Below are 17,692 nucleotides of genomic sequence, written 5' to 3' on the forward strand. Positions count from 1 at the left end.
GTTGAAGGTAAAATCAAGTCTATCACTGACTTCGGTATCTTCATCGGCCTGGACGGCGGCATCGACGGCCTGGTTCACCTGTCTGACATCTCCTGGAACGTTGCAGGCGAAGAAGCAGTACGTGAATACAAAAAAGGCGACGAAATCGCTGCAGTTGTTCTGCAGGTTGACGCAGAACGTGAACGTATCTCCCTGGGCGTTAAACAGCTCGCAGAAGATCCGTTCAACAACTGGGTTGCTCTGAACAAGAAAGGCGCTATCGTTAACGGTAAAGTAACTGCAGTTGACGCTAAAGGCGCAACCGTAGAACTGGCTGACGGCGTTGAAGGTTACCTGCGTGCTTCTGAAGCATCCCGTGACCGCGTTGAAGATGCAACTCTGGTACTGAGCGTTGGTGACGACGTTGAAGCTAAATTCACCGGTGTTGATCGTAAAAACCGCGCAATTAGCCTGTCCGTACGTGCTAAAGACGAAGCTGACGAGAAAGATGCAATCGCTACTGTTAACAACAAACAGGAAGAAGGCAATTTCTCCAACGCAATGGCTGAAGCATTCAAAGCAGCTAAAGGCGAGTAATCTTACGCATTTGGGTTTAACAACCTGAATTGTGATTAGTTTACTTGACAGATTGCAGGTTTAGGCCTGTAATCTAGCACAAAGGGCGGCTACGGCCGCCCTTGTTTAATAAGCTGTTAGCTAATTTTCCGTTAAAGGAAACCGGAGGAATCATGACCAAGTCAGAATTGATTGAAAGACTTGCCAGCCAGCAATCCCATATCCCTGCTAAAGCAGTGGAAGATGCGGTGAAAGAGATGCTGGAGCATATGGCTTCAACCCTGGCACAGGGCGAGCGCATTGAAATCCGCGGTTTCGGCAGCTTCTCTCTGCACTACAGAGCACCACGTACCGGGCGTAACCCGAAGACTGGCGACAAAGTGGAACTGGAAGGCAAGTACGTGCCGCACTTTAAGCCGGGTAAAGAACTGCGCGATCGCGCCAATATTTATGATTGAGTTTCACCTGCCATCTGGCGGTAAACTTGGTTGAGAAAAAAGCACCTACGGGTGCTTTTTTCATTTCTGTCGTCCAGCTTTTTTCCTGTCATCTGGAATCAGCCTCCACACTTTTACTGCAACGGCTGCATGCAGCGAATGTTCTTCTGAATCCTTCTCGTAATCGCGACGGATGATGCGCGACAACGCAAACGGTGTGCGCAACACTTCGGCCAACAAGGAGGTGTTGATGCGTCTACCCGAGCTTGCATGCTGCATACTGGCAGGTGTTTTACCGCTTACTGTGCTACCGGCCTTACCGCCGCTTAACGCCATCTATATTGCCATTCCAATTCTGATTGTGTTGGGCACGTGCAGCAAGATAGGGCGGAGAGTAGGCATTACTGGTTTGGTCTTCTGCTGGGGTGTCCTGGCGGCGTGGCAGGTTCAATGGCCTGCTGAAGCTATTCCAGCGAAAAATCGGCAGGTCGAGATACTGCTCACGCAGACCGATGGGCAAACGACACATCAGGGAAAGATTACGACGCTGGAAGGGCATCGGTTGTTTGTCAGCCCGGCAATTGCATTGTACGGCAGCTATCTGCCGCAATCGTCCTGTGCTGGCCAGCGCTGGCGTATGACGATTCGCGCCAGGGCGGTGCACGGTCAGCTCAATGATGGTGGGTTCGATTCTCAACGCTATGCGTTGTCTCAGCATCGATCGCTGACCGGGCGGATTATTGACGCGCAGGTGCTGGATAGTACCTGTAGCCTGCGGGCTCGTTATCTTAACTCGCTAAAAACTACGCTTGCTGATTTCTACTGGCGCGATGTGATGCTCGCACTAGGCATGGGCGAAAGGCTTTCCGTTTCTCCAGAGATTAAAGCGCTGATGCAGGAGACCGGAACATCACACCTGATGGCGATATCCGGCCTGCATATTACGCTAGGCGCATCCATTGGCTGGCTGCTTATTCGCGCGATTCAGTTTTTCCTGCCGGGCTGGCTGATTAACTGGCGCTTACCGCTGCTGGTCTCACTGTCAGGGGGGGTTGCCTACGCCATGCTGACAGGCATGCAGCCACCCGCGCTGAGAACCGTTATCGCCGCGCTTGTCTGGTGCCTGCTGCGGCTCAGCGGCCTGCGCTGGACGGGGTGGGAGGTATGGCTATGCTGTCTGGCGATTATCGTATTCATTGATCCGCTGGCGATACTCTCCGATAGTCTGTGGTTATCAGCATTTGCGGTTGCGACCTTAATATTCTGGTATCAGTGGTTTCCGCTGCGCACGGAGGGTTTTCCGCGCCTGGTGCGTCCCTTGATGAGCCTTGTCCACCTACAGTTGGGGCTGATGCTGCTACTGGCACCGTTGCAGATTCTGCTTTTTCACGGCGTTAGTATGACATCGCTCTTTGCTAACCTGATTGCGGTTCCGGTCGTCACGTTTATTGCCGTGCCGCTGATTTTATGCGCCATGTTAATGCATTTATGTGGGCCTACTGTTATCGAGATGGCGGCCTGGCATAGCGGCGATTGGGTGATGTCGGTAGTCTTTGGCTATCTTAGGCTCCTGCCTACGGGATGGTGGAGGATTGGAAGCGCCTGGCTAGGTATGTCATTGGTGCCGTGGCTGGTGCTACTGATGTGGAAACTGAATGGCTGGCTTCGCTTTCCAGCGGTTGCTGTGTCGTTGTGCACGCTACTTTCATTCCCCGTCTGGCGACAAACGCCACCGGACCGCTGGCAGGTCACTATGCTTGATGTCGGCCAGGGTTTGGCCATGGTTATTTCCCGGGGAGATAACGCGCTTCTCTATGATACGGGACTGGCATGGCCCGATGGCGACAGCGGTGAACAGCTTATTATTCCCTGGCTGCGCTGGCACCAGCTTACGCCACAGGGGATTATTCTCAGCCACGATCATCTGGATCACCGTGGCGGGCTGCATTCGTTGCAAAAAGCCTGGCCTGGAATGTGGGTGAGAAGCCCACTGGGATGGCAGGGGCATCAACCCTGTGCCCGGGGCGAGCGCTGGCAATGGCAGGGGCTTACGTTTCAGGCGCTCTGGCCGTTACCCGGGCCACCAGCAAAAGGCAATAACGGCTCATGCGTGGTCAGGGTTGATGATGGCAAGAACAGTATCCTGCTGACCGGAGATATTGAATTACCGGCGGAAATGGCCATGATACGCCATTACTGGCAGCCGTTTGCGTCTACAATTATTCAGGTTCCACATCACGGCAGCTCGACATCATCGGGAATGGCACTGCTACAACGGGTGGGCGGCGTTGCCGCTCTGGCTTCCGCATCCCGCTATAACGCGTGGCGACTGCCTTCCACTAAGGTGAAGACGCGCTATCTACAGCAGCGATATGCCTGGTTTGATACCCCACATCAGGGGCAGATAACGGTGACATTTAGCGCAAATAGCTGGCGGATTGAAGGCTTACGAGATCAACTTTTACCACGTTGGTATCATCAGTGGTTTGGCGAGACTCGCGATAACGGGTAGAATATGCGGCTATTTCAACACAAGCTGGTTTTTTGAATGCAGAACGACAAAGATCTCTCCACGTGGCAGACCTTCCGCCGACTCTGGCCGACTATTGCACCGTACAAAGCTGGGCTGCTCGTGGCGGGCGTTGCGTTAATCCTTAACGCAGCCAGCGATACCTTCATGCTATCGCTTCTTAAACCGTTACTGGATGATGGTTTTGGTAAAACGGATCGCTCAGTGCTGCTGTGGATGCCGCTGGTCGTTGTTGGCTTGATGATCCTGCGTGGTATCACAAGCTATATCTCAAGCTACTGTATATCCTGGGTTTCCGGCAAGGTTGTCATGACCATGCGTCGCCGATTGTTCGGTCATATGATGGGGATGCCGGTCTCTTTCTTCGATAAACAGTCGACCGGTACGCTGCTGTCGCGCATTACCTACGACTCTGAACAGGTTGCTTCTTCGTCATCAAACGCGCTGATTACCGTGGTGCGTGAAGGGGCGTCTATCATTGGCCTGTTCATCATGATGTTCTATTACAGCTGGCAACTGTCGATTATTCTGATTGTCCTGGCGCCTATCGTTTCGATGGCTATCCGCATCGTCTCTAAGCGCTTCCGTAACATCAGTAAAAACATGCAGAACACCATGGGGCAGGTGACCACCAGCGCTGAGCAGATGCTGAAAGGGCATAAAGAAGTGCTGATGTTTGGTGGCCAGGAAGTGGAAACCAACCGCTTTGATAAGGTCAGCAACAAAATGCGTTTACAGGGCATGAAGCTGGTTTCTGCGTCTTCTATCTCTGACCCGATCATTCAGCTGATTGCGTCGCTGGCGTTAGCATTCGTGCTGTATGCTGCAAGCTTCCCGAGCGTAATGGAAACCCTGACCGCAGGTACCATCACTGTGGTCTTCTCGTCCATGATTGCGCTGATGCGTCCGCTGAAGTCACTGACTAACGTTAACGCCCAGTTCCAGCGCGGTATGGCTGCATGTCAGACGCTATTCTCTATCCTGGATAGCGAACAAGAAAAAGACGAAGGCAAACTGGATATTGACCGAGCAAAAGGCAACGTCGAATTCCGCAACGTAACCTTCACCTATCCTGGCCGCGATACGCCAGCATTGAAAAAGATAAGCCTGGCCATTCCTGAGGGTAAAACCGTTGCGCTTGTGGGTCGTTCTGGCTCAGGTAAATCCACCATTGCGAGCCTGTTGACCCGTTTTTACGATATCGATGAAGGAGAAATTCTGCTCGATGGTCACGACCTGCGCGAGTACAAGCTTTCCTCTCTACGTAACCAGGTCGCGTTGGTATCGCAAAATGTGCATCTGTTCAACGACACGGTGGCTAACAACATTGCCTATGCGCGTACGGATGAATTCAGCCGTGAGCAGATTGAAGAAGCCGCCCGCATGGCCTATGCGATGGACTTTATCAATAAGATGGATAACGGCCTCGATACCGTGATCGGCGAAAACGGCGTGCTGCTTTCCGGTGGCCAACGTCAGCGTATCGCTATTGCGCGTGCGCTGCTGCGCAACAGCCCAATCCTGATCCTTGATGAAGCCACCTCGGCGCTGGATACGGAGTCCGAACGTGCGATTCAGGCCGCGCTTGATGAGCTCCAGAAGAACCGCACTTCGCTGGTGATTGCCCACCGCCTGTCGACCATTGAACAAGCTGACGAAATTATCGTTGTTGAAGATGGCCAGATCGTTGAACGTGGTAACCATAACGACCTGCTTGCCCATCGCGGCGTCTACGCGCAGCTGCACAAAATGCAGTTTGGCGAATGATAGCGAAAATCTGGTCAGGCGAATCGCCGCTTTGGCTACTGCTGCTACCGCTCTCCTGGCTGTATGGCCTGGTGAGCGGCATCATCCGCCTGTGCTATCAGCTTGGTATTAAGAAATCCTGGCGGTCGCCTTGTCCCGTTGTGGTGGTGGGAAACCTCACGGCGGGCGGCAATGGTAAAACGCCGGTTGTCATCTGGCTGGTGGAGCAGCTACAGCGTCAGGGGATTCGCGTTGGTGTCGTGTCGCGCGGCTACGGCGGTAAAGCCGAACGTTATCCGCTGTTGTTAACGGCGCAAACAACTACGGCTCAGGCCGGCGATGAACCAGTCCTTATTTTCCAGCGCACGGGGGCTCCCGTCGCTGTATCTCCGATCCGCGTCGATGCCGTGAAAGCTCTGCTGGCAGCGCACGATCTCCAGCTTATCGTCACCGACGATGGCCTGCAGCACTACCGCCTGGCACGTGATAAAGAGATTGTGGTTATCGACGGCGTACGCCGCTTTGGTAACGGCTGGTGGCTTCCCGCAGGGCCAATGCGTGAGCGGGCCTCAAGGCTGGATTCAGTCGATGCACGCATTGTGAACGGCGGCGAAGCGCTGTCGGGTGAAATTCCGATGCACCTTAAGCCTGGCGATGCCATTAACCTGTTAACCGGCGAGCGTCGTCCGGTATCAACCTTACAGAATGTGGTCGCAATGGCCGGTATCGGCCACCCCCCACGCTTTTTCGCCACGCTTAACGACTGCGGCGCGCATCCCGTGCGTACGGTGGCGTTAGCGGATCATCAAGCGCTGGTCGAAGCAGACGTGCTGGCATTGGTTAACCCCGACCAGACGCTGATAATGACGGAAAAAGATGCGGTGAAATGCCGCCGCTTTGCGCATGAAAACTGGTGGTATCTGCCGGTGGACGCCGTACTGTCCGGTGACCGCGCACAGACGCTGCTTCAGGAACTGATTACCCTCGCACGACGCTAAACGGCCTCGGCGACAATTAGGGGAGTCCGCATGTCTAAGTTGCATCTTACCCTTCGTGCCGCACGCCATCTTCATCTCGCGGCACAGGGGTTGCTTAACCGCCCGCGCCGCTTGGCTAGGGCGGCCGATATTCTTCCTGCTATTCAGCAAATGTCCCTGTTGCAAATTGACACCATCAACGTGGTCGCGCGTAGCCCCTATCTGGTGCTCTTCAGCCGTCTTGGTGCTTATTCGCCATCGTGGCTGGATGAGGCGCTTTCTCGCGGTGAATTAATGGAATACTGGGCACATGAAGCCTGCTTCCTTCCGCGAAGTGACTTCTCTCTGGTCAGGCATCGTATGCTTGCCCCACACAATATGGGCTGGAAGTATCACCAGAGCTGGATGGACGAACACGCCGATGACATCGCCGCGTTGAAATCCCATATTGCACAGAATGGCCCGGTGCGCTCGGCTGATTTCGTTCACCCACGTAAGGGGGAGAGCGGTTGGTGGGAATGGAAACCGCATAAACGTCATCTCGAAGGCCTCTTTACCGCCGGGGAAGTGATGGTTATCGAACGTCGCAACTTCCAACGGGTCTACGATCTAACTGAACGCGTTATGCCTTGCTGGAACGATGAAACCGATGCGCTGGCCCAACCACAGGCCGAGGCCGTTATGCTGGAAAACAGTGCTCGCAGCCTGGGCATTTTCCGCCCAGAGTGGCTGGCGGATTATTACCGTCTGCGCCGCCCCGCTCTCGCTTTACTGCTGGCTGAGTGGCAGGAGCGCCAGTTGGTGGTGCCGGTTGACGTCGAACAGCTTGGTGAAATGTGGGTACACCAGAGCCTGCTGCCGGAATTGAAGCGTGCGGCGGAGGGGAAGCTGAACGCGACGCATAGCGCCGTGCTTTCACCGTTTGATCCCGTGGTGTGGGATCGCAAACGTGCAGAGCAATTTTTCAACTTTACCTACCGCCTGGAGTGCTACACGCCAGCGCCGAAACGCCAGTACGGCTACTTTGTGCTGCCATTGCTGCATCGTGGGGAAATCGTTGGGCGTATGGACAGCAAGATGCATCGTACAGATGGGGTGCTGGAAATTTTTGCACTGTACCTGGAAACGGGCGTGCGGGTCAGCCAGCATCTGGAAAAGGGGCTCATTCAGGCCATTAACGATTTTGCCCGCTGGCAGGGTGCGACGCGGGTGAAACTCGGTGCGGTGGCTGAAAAACTCTTTAGTGAACAACGACACGGTTGGGAGATTGACGTAGACCGGTAGCGCTCTATGATATGCTGCACTGGTTTTCGATACGGCCCATCAGGAGGAACCATGGATCACCGTCTACTTGAAATTATTGCCTGCCCGGTTTGCAACGGCAAACTCTACTACAGCCAGGACAAGCAAGAACTGATTTGCAAACTTGATAATCTGGCGTTTCCCCTGCGTGACGGAATCCCCGTATTGCTGGAAAACGAAGCCCGCGTTTTAGCTGCTGAAGAGAATCGACCATGAGTTTTGTCGTGATTATTCCCGCTCGTTTTGCGTCCACGCGTCTGCCGGGAAAGCCGTTACAGGATATCAACGGCAAACCGATGATTGTGCACGTACTGGAACGCGCGCGTGAGTCTGGAGCCGATCGCATCATTGTGGCAACTGACCATGCTGACGTAGCGAAAGCCGTTGAAGCGGCCGGTGGCGAAGTGTGCATGACCCGTGCCGATCATCAGTCCGGAACCGAGCGTCTGGCGGAAGTGGTCGAGAAATGCGGTTTTAGCGATGATACCGTTATCGTTAACGTGCAGGGCGACGAGCCGATGATCCCGGCGGTAATTATCCGTCAGGTAGCGGAAAACCTGGCGGCCAGCCATTCCGGTATGGCAACGCTGGCGGTGCCGATCCATGATGCAGAAGAAGCTTTTAACCCGAACGCGGTAAAAGTGGTCATGGATAAAGACGGCTACGCGCTGTACTTCTCCCGAGCCACGATCCCATGGGATCGCGATCGTTTTGCCAACAGCCGCGAAGCGATTGGCGATACGCTGCTGCGCCACATTGGCATTTACGGCTACCGCGCTGGATTTATCCGCCGCTACGTCAACTGGGCGCCAAGCCCGCTGGAGCACATTGAGATGCTCGAACAGCTGCGCGTGCTGTGGTACGGAGAAAAAATTCACGTTGCGGTGGCAAAAGAAGTGCCGGGCACAGGGGTGGATACACCGGAAGATCTGGCCCGCGTTCGCGCTGAGCTGAAGTAATCCCGTCGCCCCCTCGTTCTGAGGGGGCAACATTATTGACTACATCTCGGGTATTTCCTGACTTTCTGTTTCAATTTTGATCTTGTCTGGTGAAATTCATATTTCATATGCTCATTATGAAAGCAATGGCTTTCATAGGGGTAATCTGACATGGAACAGCTACGTGCAGAACTCAGCCACCTGCTGGGAGAATCGCTCAGCCGTGTGGAATGTATTAACGAGCAGACGGATACCGCGCTGTGGTCGCTGTATGATGCCGAAGGAAATCCCATGCCGCTGTTGGCGAGGAGCTTTTCATCGCCAGGCGTAGCGCGCCAGCTGGCATGGAAAATCTCCACGCTGGCTCGTCACGGCACCGTGCGGATGCCGGTGGTATATGGGGTGATGACGCATGAAGAACACCCAGGGCCAGACGTACTGTTGCTTGAGCGCCTGCGCGGCGTACCCGTTGAAGCACCCACCCGTAACCCTCAGCGGTGGGACGCGCTAAAAGATCAAATCGTGGAAGCGCTGCTGGCATGGCATCGGGTAGACAGCTCAGGCTGCGTCGGCTTTGTTGACGGTACGCAGGAAAATAGCTGGCCGCACTGGTATCGCCAGCGTATTGAAGTGCTGTGGGGAACGCTCAATCTTTACCAGAATACCGGGCTGACCATGCAGGATAAGCGGCTGCTGTTTCGCACCCGTGAGTGTCTCGATGCGCTGTTTGAAGGTTTTAGCGATAACTGCGTTCTGGTGCACGGGCATCTGACTTTGCGCAGCATGCTGAAAGATTCCCGCAGCGATCAGCTGCTGGCGATGGTAGGACCGGGGGCGATTCTCTGGGCACCGCGTGAATATGAGTTGTTCCGGCTGCATGAGAGCGGGCAAGCGGAACAGCTGCTCTGGCACTATCTCCAGCGCGCGCCGGTCTCAGAGGCGTTTCTCTGGCGGCGCTGGCTATATCTGCTGTGGGATGAGGTTGAGCAGTTGGTTAATACCGGCAAATTCAGCCGGGCCAACTTCGATCTGGCCTCAAAATCACTGCTCCCCTGGCTCTCCTGAGCCCCCTTTCAACCACTGCCAGATTCGTCCCAGCGTCTCATATCCGACCCGGTCGCTGTGCATCAGCCAAACCGGGGAAGGGATGATACGCTCCCACGGGTTAAGCGGAGAGGTGATGGCCAACTGGTTGGCTGGCGCAGGCAGCGGGTGCAGCCCGGCGTGTTGAAAGAAGATCATCGCACGAGGCAAATGAGACGCTGATGTCACCAGTAGGAAAGGGGCGTCGCCGATGGCAGCCTTCACGGCGCCGGCCTCTTCTTCGGTATCTTTCGGGGTATCGAGCACGATGATTTCGCTGCGCGGTACGCCAAGGCTCTCAGCAACTCTGGCCCCCGCTTCTGCGGTGCTTACCGTATTCGTGGTTGCCCGCGCACCGGTGAAGATAATCTTCGCGTCCGGATTGGCCTGCCACAGACGAATACCTTCAGTAAGCCTTGGCAAACTGTTGTTGATAAGGTTTGAACTGGGCGCCCACTCCGGGTTCCAGGTATACCCGCCACCGAGTACAACAACGTACTTCACGGGTTCTTCACCGCGCCATGTCGGGTATTTATCTTCAATCGGTTTGAGTAACCCATCAGCGACCGGCTGAAGACTGAGCAGCAGCAGCGCCAGCCATCCTACGGTAATGGCCCCTTTGCCCAGTTTTTGAAAGCGGGTGAACCAGACCAGGAATATTCCCAAACCTATCAGCAACAGAAGCAGGGGCAGCGGCAGCATCATGCCGCCAATATACTTTTTCAGCGTAAAAAGCATTCGGCACCGTTCCTTTTTTAACCATCCGACCGTATGAATGCAGCGATATTACACCAGATAGCTTCATTATCGCCGTGGGTGTGACAAAATAGCCCCTTTGTCACTGGCGATGTGAGGATGTCCTGTGAAGGATCGCAATTTCGATGACATTGCGGATAAATTTTCCCGCAATATATACGGCACCACGAAGGGACAGCTGCGCCAGGCTATTCTGTGGCAAGATCTTGACGCGCTGCTGGCTAAAATGGGGCCGCAGCCGCTGCGTATCCTGGATGCCGGTGGTGGTGAAGGCCAGACGGCCATCAAAATGGCGGAGCGTGGTCATCACGTAACGCTATGCGATCTTTCCGAAGAGATGATCGCCCGGGCAACGCAGGCCGCCTGCGAGAAAGGTGTGAGCCACAACATGCATTTCGTACAATGCGCGGTCCAGGATGTGGCTGAGCATTTGGAAAGCCCGGTTGATCTGATATTGTTCCATGCTGTGCTGGAGTGGGTGGCCGAACCGCAGGACGTGCTTAACACGCTGTGGTCGGTGCTGCGTCCGGGCGGCGCATTATCATTAATGTTCTACAATGCAAACGGCCTGTTGATGCGTAACATGGTGGTCGGCAACTTCGATTACGTGGCGCTAGGCATGCCTAAAAAGAAAAGACGTACGCTGTCGCCGAACTACCCGCGCGATCCGCAACAGGTCTATCGCTGGCTGGAAGAGAGCGGCTGGCAAATTGACGGGAAAACCGGCGTGCGGGTGTTTCATGACTATTTGCGCGATAAACAGATGCAAAAAAACAGTTTTGATATTTTGCTGGAGCTTGAAACGCGCTATTGCCGCCAGGAACCCTATATTAGCCTGGGGCGTTATATTCATGTCACCGCGCTGAAGCCGCAGACAGAAACAAGGATAAACGATGAGTGAATTTTCCCAGACAGTCCCCGAACTGGTTGCCTGGGCCAGGAAAAATGATTTCGCCATTTCGCTACCCGTCGATAGGCTCTCGTTTTTGCTGGCTATTGCAACGCTGAACGGTGAACGACTGGAAGGTGAAATGACGGAAGGCGAGCTGGTGGACGCGTTTCGTCACGTCAGTGATGCGTTTGAGCAAACCAGTGAAACCATCGGGACTCGTGCCAATAACGCGATTAACGACCTGGTTCGCCAACGTCTGCTGAACCGCTTTACCAGCGAAATCACGGAAGGCAACGCCATTTATCGTCTGACTCCGCTGGGGATTGGCATCACCGACTATTATATTCGTCAGCGTGAATTCTCCACTCTGCGCCTCTCTATGCAGCTGTCGATTGTTGCCAGCGAGCTCAAGCGCGCGGCGGATTCCGCCGACGAGGGTGGCGATGAATTTCACTGGCATCGTAACGTTTACGCACCGCTGAAATACTCGGTGGCCGAGATATTCGACAGTATCGATCTGACGCAGCGCATTATGGACGAGCAGCAGCAATCGGTGAAAGACGATATTGCCCAGTTGCTGAACAAAGACTGGCGCGCGGCTATCTCCAGCTGTGAGCTGCTGCTTTCTGAAACCTCCGGCACCCTGCGTGAACTGCAGGATACGTTAGATGCCGCGGGCGACAAGCTACAGGCCAACCTGCTGCGTATTCAGGATGCGACGTTGAGCCATAACGATCTGCACTTTGTGGACAGGCTGGTATTCGATCTGCAAAGCAAGCTTGACCGCATCGTGAGCTGGGGCCAGCAGGCGATTGACCTGTGGATTGGCTACGACCGCCACGTGCATAAATTTATCCGTACCGCTATCGATATGGATAAAAACCGCGTGTTTGCTCAGCGTTTGCGCCAGTCGGTACAGTCTTACTTCGACGCGCCGTGGGCGCTCACCTACGCCAGCGCCGACCGTCTGCTGGACATGCGTGATGAAGAGATGACGCTGCGCGACGAAGAGGTCACCGGGGAACTTCCGCCGGATTTAGAGTACGAAGAATTTAACGAAATTCGCGAACAGCTCGCCGCGCTAATTGAAGAACAGTTGGCTATCTATCGAACCAAACAGCTGCCGCTGGACCTCGGTCTGGTGGTGAAAGAATACCTGGTGCAGTATCCGCGCGCGCGTCACTTCGACGTCGCGAGAATCGTGGTAGACCAGGCGGTACGTTTGGGCGTGGCGCAAGCAGATTTCACCGGACTGCCGGCTAAATGGCAGTCGATTAATGATTACGGAGCCAAGGTACAGGCGCATGTCATCGATAAATATTGAACAAGTGATGCCGGTTAAACTGGCACAGGCCCTGGCCAACCCCCTTTTCCCGGCGCTGGATAGCGCGTTGCGCGGTGGTCGCCACATCGGTCTGGATGAACTGGACAACCACGCCTTTTTAATGGATTTCCAGGAATATCTGGAAGAGTTTTACGCCCGCTATAACGTAGAGCTGATTCGCGCGCCGGAAGGGTTCTTCTATCTGCGCCCGCGCTCTACTACGCTGATTCCTCGCTCGGTCTTATCCGAACTGGACATGATGGTCGGCAAAATTCTTTGCTACCTGTACCTGAGCCCGGAACGTCTGGCGAATGAAGGCATCTTCACCCAACAGGAGCTCTACGATGAGCTACTGTCGCTGGCCGACGAAGCCAAACTGCTGAAGCTGGTGAATAACCGCTCAACCGGTTCTGATCTTGATCGTCAGAAGCTGCAAGAGAAAGTCCGCTCCTCGCTGAACCGCCTGCGCCGTCTTGGGATGGTGTGGTTTATGGGGCATGACAGCAGCAAATTCCGCATTACCGAATCGGTGTTCCGCTTTGGCGCCGACGTTCGCTCCGGCGATGACGCGCGTGAAGCGCAACTGCGCATGATTCGCGATGGCGAAGCGATGGCGATTGAAAACCATCTGCAGCTCAATGACGAGAACGACGACAATCAGCAGGATAGCGGGGAGGAAGAGTAATGATCGATCGCGGTAAATTTCGTTCGCTAACGCTGATTAACTGGAACGGGTTCTTCGCCCGTACCTTCGATTTAGATGAACTGGTGACCACGCTTTCGGGCGGTAACGGTGCCGGTAAATCCACCACCATGGCGGCTTTCGTCACGGCGCTGATTCCTGACTTAACCCTGCTGCACTTTCGTAACACCACGGAAGCCGGGGCCACCAGCGGTTCTCGCGATAAAGGCCTGCACGGTAAGCTAAAAGCCGGCGTCTGTTATTCTGTGCTGGACGTGATGAACTCACGCCATCAGCGCGTGGTGGTGGGCGTGCGTCTACAGCAGGTTGCCGGGCGCGACCGTAAAGTTGACATCAAGCCATTTGCGATTCAGGGCCTGCCAACCTCCATTCAGCCAACGCAGCTGCTGACTGAAACGTTGAATGAACGCCAGGCGCGCGTACTGAGCCTGCAAGAGCTGAAGGACAAGCTTGATACCATCGAAGGCGTGCAGTTCAAGCAGTTCAACTCGATTACGGATTACCATGCGCTGATGTTCGATTTGGGCATCGTGGCCCGTCGCCTGCGCTCCGCGGCGGATCGTAGCAAGTTCTACCGTCTGATTGAAGCCTCGCTGTACGGCGGTATTTCCAGCGCAATTACCCGCTCGCTGCGTGACTATCTGTTGCCGGAAAACAGCGGTGTGCGTAAAGCCTTCCAGGATATGGAAGCGGCGCTGCGTGAAAACCGCATGACGCTGGAAGCGATTCGCGTCACTCAGTCTGACCGTGACCTGTTTAAACATCTGATTTCTGAAGCCACCGACTACGTGGCCGCCGACTACATGCGCCACGCTAACGAGCGTCGTGTGCATCTTGATAAAGCGCTGGAATACCGTCGCGAACTGTACACCTCTCGCTCTCAGCTGGCGGCAGAGCAGTACAAACACGTCGACATGGCCCGTGAGCTCCAGGAACACAACGGTGCCGAAGGGGATCTGGAGGCTGACCACCAGGCCGCTAGCGATCATCTGAACCTGGTGCAGACGGCGCTGCGTCAGCAAGAAAAAATTGAACGCTATGAAGCGGACTTAGATGAGCTGCAAATTCGTCTGGAAGAGCAGAACGAAGTGGTGGCCGAAGCCGCCGAGCAGCAAGAAGAGAACGAAGCGCGCGCGGAAGCCGCCGAACTGGAAGTGGATGAGCTGAAAAGCCAGCTCGCTGACTACCAGCAGGCGCTGGACGTCCAGCAAACCCGCGCCATTCAGTACACACAGGCGCTACAAGCGCTGGAGCGTGCGAAAGCGCTGTGTCATTTGCCGGACTTAACGCCGGAAAGCGCGGGCGAATGGCTGGAAACCTTCCAGGCCAAAGAGCAGGAAGCAACGGAAAAACTGCTGACCCTCGAACAAAAAATGAGTGTGTCGCAGACCGCGCACAGCCAGTTTGAACAGGCGTTCCAGATTGTTGAGGCCATTAACGGCCCGCTGGCGCGTAACGAAGCCTGGGAAGTGGCGCGTGAACTGCTGCGCGACGGCGTCAACCAGCGTCATCTGGCGGAGCAAGCGCAGCCGCTGCGCAGCCGTCTGACAGAACTGGAACAGCGTCTGCGTGAGCAGCAGGAAGCCGAGCGTCTGCTGGCTGATTTCTGCAAGCGTCAGGGCAAACAGTACGGTATCGACGAACTCGAAAAGCTGCATCACGAGCTGGAAGCGCGTATCGCTGCGCTGAGCGACTGCGTGACCGATGCCCGCGAACAGCGTATGGCGCTGCGTCAGGAGCAGGAACAGCTGCAATCGCGCATCTCCGCGCTGATGCATCGTGCGCCGGTATGGCTGGCGGCACAAAACAGCTTAAGTCAGCTGTGTGAGCAGAGCGGCGAGCAGTTTGAGTCCAGCCAGGATGTAACCGAATACCTGCAACAGCTGCTGGAACGTGAACGTGAAGCCATCGTTGAACGCGACGAAGTTGGTGCGCGTAAACGTGCCGTCGATGATGAAATTGAGCGTCTTAGCCAGCCAGGCGGTTCTGAAGACCAACGCCTTAATACGCTGGCAGAACGTTTTGGCGGCGTGTTGCTGTCCGAAATTTATGATGACGTTAGCCTCGACGATGCGCCGTATTTCTCCGCGTTATACGGGCCGTCTCGCCACGCTATCGTGGTACCGGACCTGTCGCAGATCGCCGAGTATCTGGAAGGGCTGGAAGATTGCCCGGAAGATCTCTATTTGATTGAAGGGGATCCGCAGTCCTTTGATGACAGCGTATTCAACGTCGATGAACTGGAAAAAGCGGTGGTGGTGAAAACCTCCGACCGCCAGTGGCGTTATTCCCGCTTCCCATCGGTACCGCTGTTTGGTCGTGCTGCGCGCGAAAGCCGAATTGAGAGCCTGCACGCCGAGCGAGAAGGGCTGTCCGAACGTTTTGCGACCCTGTCGTTCGACGTACAGAAAACCCAGCGTCTACACCAGGCGTTCAGCCGTTTTATCGGCAGCCATCTGTCGGTAGCGTTTGAGGACGATCCGGAAGCGGAAATCCGCAAACTGAACGCCCGTCGCAACGAACTGGAACGTACGCTCAGCAGCCACGAAAGCGATAACCAGCAGCAGCAGGCACAGTACGAGCAGGCGAAAGAGGGCGTGGCCCTGCTTAACCGTCTGCTTCCGCGCCTGAGCCTGCTGGCAGACGAAACGCTGGCTGACCGCGTTGAAGAAATTCAGGAACGCCTGGACGAAGCTCAGGAAGCCGCGCGCTTCATTCAGCAGCACGGCAATCAGCTGGCGAAACTGGAGCCGATCGCTTCTGTTCTGCAGAACGACCCGGAGCAGTTTGAACAGCTGAAAGAAGATTATGCCTGGTCACAGCAGGTGCAGCGTGAAGCGCGTCAGCAGGCGTTTGCCCTCACGGAAGTGGTACAGCGTCGCGCGCACTTTGGTTATTCCGATTCGGCTGAGATGCTCTCCGGCAACAGCGATCTCAACGAAAAACTGCGTGAACGTCTGGCGCAGGCGGAAAGTGAACGTAGCCGCGCTCGTGAAGCAATGCGTACTCACGCAGCGCAGGTTAGCCAGTACAGCCAAGTGCTGGCATCGTTGAAAAGCTCTTATGACACCAAAAAAGAGCTGCTTAACGATCTCTATAAAGAGTTGAAAGATATTGGCGTTCGCGCCGATGCCGGTGCAGAAGAGCGCGCGCGTATCCGCCGCGACGAGCTGCATGCCCAGTTAAGTAACAACCGTACGCGCCGTAATCAGCTGGAAAAAGCGCTGACCTTCTGCGAAGCGGAGATGGATAACCTGACCCGTAAGCTGCGTAAACTGGAACGTGATTATCTCGAAATGCGCGAGCAGGTGGTGAGCGCGAAAGCGGGCTGGTGCGCAGTGATGCGTCTGGTGAAAGACAACAACGTTGAACGTCGTCTGCACCGTCGCGAGCTGGCTTATCTCTCCGCTGACGATCTGCGCTCGATGTCGGATAAGGCGCTGGGTGCGCTGCGTCTGGCCGTGGCGGATAACGAACACCTGCGCGATGTGCTGCGCATGTCGGAAGATCCAAAACGTCCGGAACGTAAGATCCAGTTCTTTGTCGCCGTTTACCAGCACCTGCGCGAACGTATTCGTCAGGATATCATCCGCACCGACGACCCGGTTGAAGCCATCGAACAGATGGAAATCGAGCTGAGCCGCCTGACGGAAGAGCTGACCAACCGCGAACAGAAGCTGGCGATAAGCTCCCGAAGCGTGGCGAACATTATCCGCAAAACCATTCAGCGCGAGCAGAACCGTATCCGCCAGCTGAACCAGGGTCTGCAGAGCGTGTCGTTTGGTCAGGTGAACAGCGTGCGTCTGAACGTGAACGTCCGTGAAACCCACTCGACGCTGTTGGACGTGCTGTCTGAGCAACACGAGCAGCATCAGGATCTGTTCAACAGCAATCGCCTGACTTTCTCAGAAGCGCTGGCGAAGCTGTATCAACGCCTGAATCCGCAAATCGATATGGGCCAGCGCACGCCGCAAACCATTGGTGAGGAGCTGCTCGACTACCGTAGCTATCTGGAGATGGAAGTTGAGGTTAACCGTGGTTCCGACGGCTGGCTGCGTGCGGAGTCCGGCGCGCTGTCTACCGGGGAAGCTATCGGTACCGGGATGTCAATTCTGGTGATGGTGGTGCAGAGCTGGGAGGATGAAGCGCGTCGTCTGCGTGGTAAAGACCTGTCTCCGTGCCGTCTGCTGTTCCTTGATGAAGCCGCACGTCTGGATGCCCGCTCCATCGCGACGCTGTTCGAACTGTGCGAGCGTCTGGAAATGCAGCTGATTATCGCGGCACCGGAAAACATCAGTCCGGAGAAAGGTACGACCTACAAACTGGTGCGTAAAGTGGTACAAAACCATGAACACGTTCACGTTGTCGGTCTGCGAGGCTTCGCCGCTCAGCTGCCGGAAACCTTGCCCGGGACCGCCGACGCATCGTAGGTGTAGCATGTCGCCCGGA

At 55.4% G+C, this 17,692-nt stretch carries 14 protein-coding genes; 13 read left to right on the top strand and 1 reads right to left on the bottom strand.

Translation table 11 applies throughout. The annotated features are described in order from the left end of the window. The 9 genes from RDN66_RS03035 to RDN66_RS03075 form a co-directional block, all read left to right on the top strand. Positions 1 to 576: S1 RNA-binding domain-containing protein (locus RDN66_RS03035; protein ID WP_308537542.1), on the top strand; the 576-nt coding region annotated here is incomplete at its 5' end. 152 nt (positions 577 to 728) lie between these two features. Further along, positions 729 to 1,013 (top strand): integration host factor subunit beta, encoded by a 285-nt coding sequence (gene ihfB, locus RDN66_RS03040; protein ID WP_015965094.1) that lies wholly within the window; start codon positions 729 to 731, stop codon positions 1,011 to 1,013. Positions 1,014 to 1,242: 229 nt separating this feature from the next. Then, positions 1,243 to 3,504 carry a ComEC family protein gene (locus RDN66_RS03045; RefSeq protein ID WP_202216135.1) on the top strand — a complete coding sequence of 754 codons (2,262 nt, stop codon included), beginning with the start codon at positions 1,243 to 1,245 and terminating at the stop codon, positions 3,502 to 3,504. A 36-nt stretch (positions 3,505 to 3,540) separates the two neighbouring features. After that, positions 3,541 to 5,289 carry a lipid A ABC transporter ATP-binding protein/permease MsbA gene (gene msbA, locus RDN66_RS03050; RefSeq protein WP_035892433.1) on the top strand — a complete coding sequence of 583 codons (1,749 nt, stop codon included), beginning with the start codon at positions 3,541 to 3,543 and terminating at the stop codon, positions 5,287 to 5,289. Further along, positions 5,286 to 6,266, top strand: a complete 981-nt coding sequence (gene lpxK / locus RDN66_RS03055) for a tetraacyldisaccharide 4'-kinase (protein WP_202216134.1) — start codon at positions 5,286 to 5,288, stop codon at positions 6,264 to 6,266. Before msbA ends, lpxK begins: the two co-directional genes overlap by 4 nt. Positions 6,267 to 6,296: 30 nt before the next feature. Further along, positions 6,297 to 7,529, top strand: a complete 1,233-nt coding sequence (locus RDN66_RS03060; RefSeq protein ID WP_202216133.1) for a winged helix-turn-helix domain-containing protein — start codon at positions 6,297 to 6,299, stop codon at positions 7,527 to 7,529. Between the two features lie 51 nt (positions 7,530 to 7,580). Then, complete coding sequence (gene ycaR, locus RDN66_RS03065; RefSeq protein WP_035892430.1) at positions 7,581 to 7,763, top strand: protein YcaR; 183 nt, start codon at positions 7,581 to 7,583, stop codon at positions 7,761 to 7,763. Continuing rightward, the gene (gene kdsB, locus RDN66_RS03070; protein ID WP_035892428.1) at positions 7,760 to 8,506 is read left to right on the top strand and encodes a 3-deoxy-manno-octulosonate cytidylyltransferase; all 747 of its coding nucleotides are present in this window, start codon (positions 7,760 to 7,762) and stop codon (positions 8,504 to 8,506) included. The genes ycaR and kdsB overlap by 4 nt, the downstream gene beginning before the upstream one ends. Positions 8,507 to 8,656: 150 nt before the next feature. Continuing rightward, positions 8,657 to 9,550: a YcbJ family phosphotransferase gene (locus RDN66_RS03075; RefSeq protein WP_035892427.1), complete on the top strand. Its 894-nt coding sequence runs from the start codon at positions 8,657 to 8,659 to the stop codon at positions 9,548 to 9,550. On the opposite strand, the gene elyC is transcribed toward RDN66_RS03075, so the two are convergent. Beyond that, positions 9,527 to 10,306 (bottom strand): envelope biogenesis factor ElyC, encoded by a 780-nt coding sequence (elyC, locus tag RDN66_RS03080; protein WP_308537543.1) that lies wholly within the window; start codon positions 10,304 to 10,306, stop codon positions 9,527 to 9,529. The genes RDN66_RS03075 and elyC overlap by 24 nt on opposite strands. 124 nt (positions 10,307 to 10,430) lie before the next feature. Here elyC and cmoM point away from each other — a divergent pair, with 124 nt between their 5' ends. Genes cmoM through mukB form a run of 4 tightly spaced genes read left to right on the top strand, consistent with a single transcriptional unit; the run spans position 10,431 to position 17,673 of the window. Next, positions 10,431 to 11,225, top strand: coding sequence for a tRNA uridine 5-oxyacetic acid(34) methyltransferase CmoM (gene cmoM / locus RDN66_RS03085; protein ID WP_123651311.1), 795 nt, complete (start codon positions 10,431 to 10,433; stop codon positions 11,223 to 11,225). Further along, complete coding sequence (mukF, locus tag RDN66_RS03090) at positions 11,218 to 12,540, top strand: chromosome partition protein MukF (RefSeq protein WP_035892424.1); 1,323 nt, start codon at positions 11,218 to 11,220, stop codon at positions 12,538 to 12,540. The genes cmoM and mukF overlap by 8 nt, the downstream gene beginning before the upstream one ends. Beyond that, complete coding sequence (gene mukE / locus RDN66_RS03095) at positions 12,521 to 13,225, top strand: chromosome partition protein MukE (protein ID WP_035892423.1); 705 nt, start codon at positions 12,521 to 12,523, stop codon at positions 13,223 to 13,225. Before mukF ends, mukE begins: the two co-directional genes overlap by 20 nt. After that, positions 13,225 to 17,673 (top strand): chromosome partition protein MukB, encoded by a 4,449-nt coding sequence (gene mukB / locus RDN66_RS03100; protein ID WP_202216131.1) that lies wholly within the window; start codon positions 13,225 to 13,227, stop codon positions 17,671 to 17,673. Before mukE ends, mukB begins: the two co-directional genes overlap by 1 nt. Positions 17,674 to 17,692 lie beyond the last annotated feature (19 nt).

It is taken from the genome of uncultured Kluyvera sp. (assembly GCF_902485085.1).
GTDB classification, from domain to species: domain Bacteria; phylum Pseudomonadota; class Gammaproteobacteria; order Enterobacterales; family Enterobacteriaceae; genus Kluyvera; species Kluyvera ascorbata.